The organism is Phenylobacterium sp., from assembly GCF_031181185.1.
Lineage (GTDB): Bacteria > Pseudomonadota > Alphaproteobacteria > Caulobacterales > Caulobacteraceae > Phenylobacterium.
Map to the genome: position 1 here is coordinate 1 of NZ_JAPSKZ010000230.1, position 4,899 is coordinate 4,899.

At 66.7% G+C, this 4,899-nt stretch carries 3 protein-coding genes and 1 pseudogene; all 4 read right to left on the minus strand.

From position 1 onward, the window contains the following. Window positions 1-1,381 (minus strand): 5'-3' exonuclease H3TH domain-containing protein (locus tag RIF93_RS18665; protein WP_309092956.1); only part of this gene is annotated, 1,381 nt, incomplete at its 3' end. A 64-nt stretch (window positions 1,382-1,445) separates the two neighbouring features. Further along, window positions 1,446-3,680 (minus strand): TonB-dependent receptor domain-containing protein, encoded by a 2,235-nt coding sequence (locus RIF93_RS18670; RefSeq protein WP_309092957.1) that lies wholly within the window; start codon window positions 3,678-3,680, stop codon window positions 1,446-1,448. 170 nt (window positions 3,681-3,850) lie between these two features. Further along, window positions 3,851-4,585, minus strand: coding sequence for a hypothetical protein (locus tag RIF93_RS18675; RefSeq protein ID WP_309092958.1), 735 nt, complete (start codon window positions 4,583-4,585; stop codon window positions 3,851-3,853). 108 nt (window positions 4,586-4,693) lie between these two features. Next, a pseudogene (locus RIF93_RS18680) lies at window positions 4,694-4,899 on the minus strand (hypothetical protein); the annotation flags it as partial.

Sequence of the window (4,899 nt, forward strand, 5' to 3'; positions counted from 1 at the left end):
CCACGTCGATGCCGTGGCGAGCCAGCACGGCCAGGTCGTACTTGGCGTTCTGCGCCACCTTCAGGACCGCCGGGTCCTCCAGCAGCGGCTTCAGCCTGGCGATCACCGTCTCCAGCGGGATCTGCGTCAGGTCCTCGGCGGCTTCCAGGGCCAGGCCGTCGGTCTCGCAGTGGCCCACGGGGATGTAGCAAGCCTCGCCCGGCGCGACGGCCAGAGAAATCCCGCAGAGACCCGCCGTCGAGGACGACAGCGCGTCGGTCTCGGTGTCGAAGGCGATGACGCCCACCTCGTAGGCCCGGGCGATCCAAGCCTCCAGGGTCGCCTCGTCGCGCACGCAGACGTAGGTCGTCACGTCGATGGGGGCGTGCTTGGGGGCCTCCAGCTTCCGCTCGGGCGCCGGGGTCGCGATCGGCGCACGCGCCCCAGCCTCGCCGGCCTTGCCGTCGCCGACGCGGCGGGCGAGCGTGCGGAACTCCATCTTCTCGAGGAAGTCGGCCAGCACCTGCGGGTCCGGATCGTCGACGGCCAGCTCGTCCAGCGGGCACGGCAGCGGCGTGTCGCAGTCCAGCTTCACCAGCTCGCGCGACAGGCGGATCTGGTCGGCGTACTCGATCAGGGTCTCACGCCGCTTGGGCTGCTTGATCTCGCCGGCCCGGGCCAGCAGCGTGTCGAGGTCACCATATTCGTTGATCAGCTGCGAGGCGGTTTTGATGCCGATGCCTGGCGCGCCGGGCACGTTGTCCACCGAATCGCCGCAGAGCGCCTGCACATCGACGACCTTCTCCGGCGGAACGCCGAACTTCTCGATCACCTGTTCGATGCCGATGCGGACGTTCTTCATGGTGTCCAGCATGAAGACCTGCGGCCCGACCAGCTGCATCAGGTCCTTGTCGGACGAGACGATGACCACCTCGCCGCCCATGTCCCGCACCTTGCAGGCGTAGGCCGCGATCAGGTCGTCGGCCTCGTAGCCCGGCAGCTCCAGGCAGGGGACGCCGAACGCCTTGGTCGCCTCGCGCACCAGCGGGAATTGCGGGCGCAGGTCCTCGGGCGGCGGCGGCCGGTGGGCCTTGTACTGGTCGTAGAGCTTGTTCCGGAACGTCTCTTCGGAATGGTCGAAGATCACCGCCAGGTGCGTCGGGGCGTCCGCCTGCGACTTCATGTCGACCAGCAGCTTCCAGATCATGTTGCAGAAGCCCGAGACAGCGCCGATCGGCAGGCCGTCGGACTTCCGCGTCAGGGGCGGAAGCGCGTGGAACGCCCGGAAGATGAAGCCCGAGCCGTCGACCAGGTAGAGGCGGATCTTCGGCCCGTCCTGCGTCGGTTCGCGCGGGATGTCGGCCAGGACTTCTGGAGCGGCGGCGTCGAGCGTGTCGGTCATGCGGGGAAGATAGTGCGCCAGGCGACCAGGGTCACCCGTGACAATCTTCCCCGCAGAACGGTTCCTAGAAGCTCGCCTTCACCTCGACGCCCCAGGTGCGCGGGTCGTTCACGAAGCCGGTCAGGTTGTTGAAGTCGATGCCGCCTTCCAAGCTGCGGTCGTTGGTGATGTTGCGGCCGAACAGCGCCGCCTCCCACCGCTGGTCCGGCGCGCGGTAGCCCAGGCGCAGGCCGCCTTCCAGCAGGCGGTCGTCGCTGAACTCGGCCGACTCGTAGAGGAAGAAGTTGACCTTCGAGCGATAGGCCCAGTCGGTGAAGACGAAGAACTCGCCCGCGCCCACGGGCCACGAATAGCCGGCGGTGACGTTGGCGATCCACTTGGGCGCGTTCGGCAGGCTGTTGCCGTCGATCCGCACGGTCCCGGCGATGGGGCCGGCCGGATCCAGCACGGTGCAGCCGCCGCCGCAGGGCTGGGTGAACAGGTCTTCGTCCTGCAGTTCGGTGTTGTTGTAGGACAGGCCCGCGGTCAGCTCGAGCCGGTCGATCGGCTCCAGCTCGGCGTTGAACTCGAAGCCGTAGCCGGTCGCCTTGTCGGCGTTCAGCAGGCGGTTGAAGTTCGCGCCGCCGCCGACCGCGGTGATCTGCAGGTCGTTGGCCCGGTAGTAGAAGACCGCCGCGTCGAAGCGGGCGCGCAGCTCGGTCAGCACGCCCTTCACGCCGGCCTCGTACGACATCACCGTTTCCTTCTCGGCGATCGACAGCGTGTCGCCGAACACCAGGCGACCCTGGATCGACGGCGCGCGATAGCCGCGGGCGACGCGGGCGTAGAGGTTCAGGTCGTCGGTGGCCGCATAGGTGGCGTTGACGTTGAAGCTGACCTCGCTCGAGTCAGGGCTGGTGCGCAGGATCGGGGTCGGCGGGGCGCCGAACGGCGACAGCGCCCGCTGGGCCAGGAAGTCCTTCTTGTCGTCGGAATAGCGGACGCCGCCGCCGACGTTCAGACGCTCGCTGACGTCATAGTCCAGGTTGGCGAACAGGGCCCAGCTTTCGGACTTCTGGTTCTGGTAGGCATAGCCCTGCAGGGCGCCGCCGGCGAGGGTGTTGTAGTCGAAGCTGTCGATCTTGACGCTTTCGTTGAAGTAGAACGCGCCCACCGTATAGCCCAGCTGTCCGGTGTCGCCGCTGACGCGGATTTCCTGGGTGAACTGGCGGTGGAACGGGATGCCGTCGGCGCTCTCGGCCGGGAACGGGATCACGCCGGGGCCTGACTCGGGCAGGAACGCCGCGCCGAAACCGCCATCGATGTCGCCGCGCGAATAGGCGTCCACCCGCTCATACGCGGTGATCGAGGTGATCTCGGCGTCGCCCAGGTCGTAGGTCAGCTTCAGGTTCGCGCCCGACGACTCGATCTTCTGGTAGGCGCGGCTCTGGGCGTCCTGGCTGACCTCGTCGCGCTCGAAGCCGGGGACGAAGTTGTTCGTGCCCTTCTGGATGATGTTGGCCCGGAACAGCCGCGGCGTGCCGTCCAGGTGCTGGTAGTGCAGGTTCAAGAGCGCCGAGAGCTGTTCGGTCGGCGTCCACAGCAGCTGCCCGCGGACGGCGATCTGGTCGTAACCCTCGGTGTCCTTGTCCTTGGGCGTCAGGGTGTTGTCGACCCAGTCGCCGCGGTGCTGGTAGAGCGCCGACAGCCGGCCAGCCAGCACGCCCGGGACGATCGGGCCCGAGACGGCGCCTTCCAGATTGATGGTGTCGAAGGTGGCGTAGGACGCCCGGCCGTAGCCTTCCAGCGTCTGCGTCGGCTTGGCGCTGTCGAACTTCAGCACGCCGGCCGGGGTGTTGCGGCCGAACAGGGTGCCCTGCGGACCCTTGAGCACTTCCACCTGGTCGATGTCGAACAGCGGGAAGCCCTTCAGCACCGGGTTCTCCAGCACGACCTCGTCATAGACGAAGCTGACCGGCTGCGACGCGTTCAGGTCGAAGTCGGTGTTGCCGAGGCCGCGGATGTAGGGGCGCGGAAAGGTCCGGCCGAACGAGCTCTCCAGGGTCAGGCTGGGCACCCGGGCCGAGAACACCCGGATGTCGCCGCCCGACGAGCGGATGGCGTCCAGCTTCTCGCCCGACACGGCCGTGACGGCCGCCGGCACGTCGTTGATGTTCTGCGCCCGCTTCTGGGCGGTGACGATCACCTCGCCCACCTGGGTCGTATCCTGGGCCTGCGCTTGGCTCGCCCCGGCCAGAACCGCCATAGCCGCGCCCGCCGCCAGCGCCGCGCGCCGCGAACCCGCCGTCATCTTCATCATGGATCCCTGTCGATGTGTCGGCCGCCCGACTCGGCCTTATGTCGCGGCTTCTACACCAGAGCTTCACCCAGGCGTCATAAGGAGACGCTCGCGCCTTCAAGAAGGCGCGGGCGCGTGTTCGCAGAGCAACAGGGAACGGCGTTCGCCTAATCTGGCTGGTTAGTGCGCCCTCAGTGCGGCAGTTCGACTCGCCGACGCGGCGCGGGGTGGATAAATCTGTGCGTCCTAGCCGAGAGCATGGCGCGCTCGTGCAGATCGGCCGCGATCGGTCCGGCAGTCTTCATGAAATCGATGGCAGCGCCTGATGTCGGGAAGCGAGTGGCGGGGAAAAAGCTCTTCTCATCCGAGCGTATGAAGTCTCTCGAGAGAGGTTGGAAGTCCAGCCCGCCCACGAAGACCCCCGTGAGATCTGAGTACGAGACCGCGATTGCGACGCGGCTGAAAACGCCTGCCACGCACACCCCCTGTTCTCCCAAAGGTGTGTCAACTCCAACGGGCCAGACGTCCTCTCTCTCGTTGGCGTGGATCAGCCCGATTCCAAGCGACAAACCGTCCGCGATCGACTCGATCGCTGCATCTTGCGTGGTTCGCTCGGTGACCGACCACAGGTCGGAGTAGCGGCCATGCGGGTGTTCCCAACACCAAAACAGCCCCTCGAACTTCCAGAGCCATTTGACGAGCAGCGCGCATTGGCGGCCTGAGAGCCCGTGACCGGCTTCGACATCACGAAATGCTTCGGAGACTGGTCCCTCTAGTTCCGTGCCAAGCCGCTGATTGCAGTCGTAGCAAAGCGGAACGACAGCCTTGTTGGGCGTTGCCCTGCTACCGCCGATCCATTTGAACTGATCGCCTCCTGCATTGGCTCGCTCTATGATCCAGCGTGGCCAGATATGCTCCTTGGTCATCTGCTGACCCACGCGTTCGCAAGCGAGACAGCGGAGCTTCTCCGGTGCCTTCCGAAGAAGTGAGCGCCTTTGCGCGGCTACAGCACGACGCCCAGCCCGATTGCTCAACTAGACGTCGACCTCGGCGTCGAGGGCGTTGGCCTGGATGAACTCGCGGCGCGGCTCGACCAGGTCGCCCATCAGGCGGGTGAACATGTCGTCGGCGTCGTCGGCGTGGGTCACCTTCACCTGCAGCAGGGTGCGGGCTTCGGCGTCCAGCGTGGTCTCCCACAGCTGGTCGGGGTTCATCTCGCCCAGGCCCTTGTAGCGCTGGA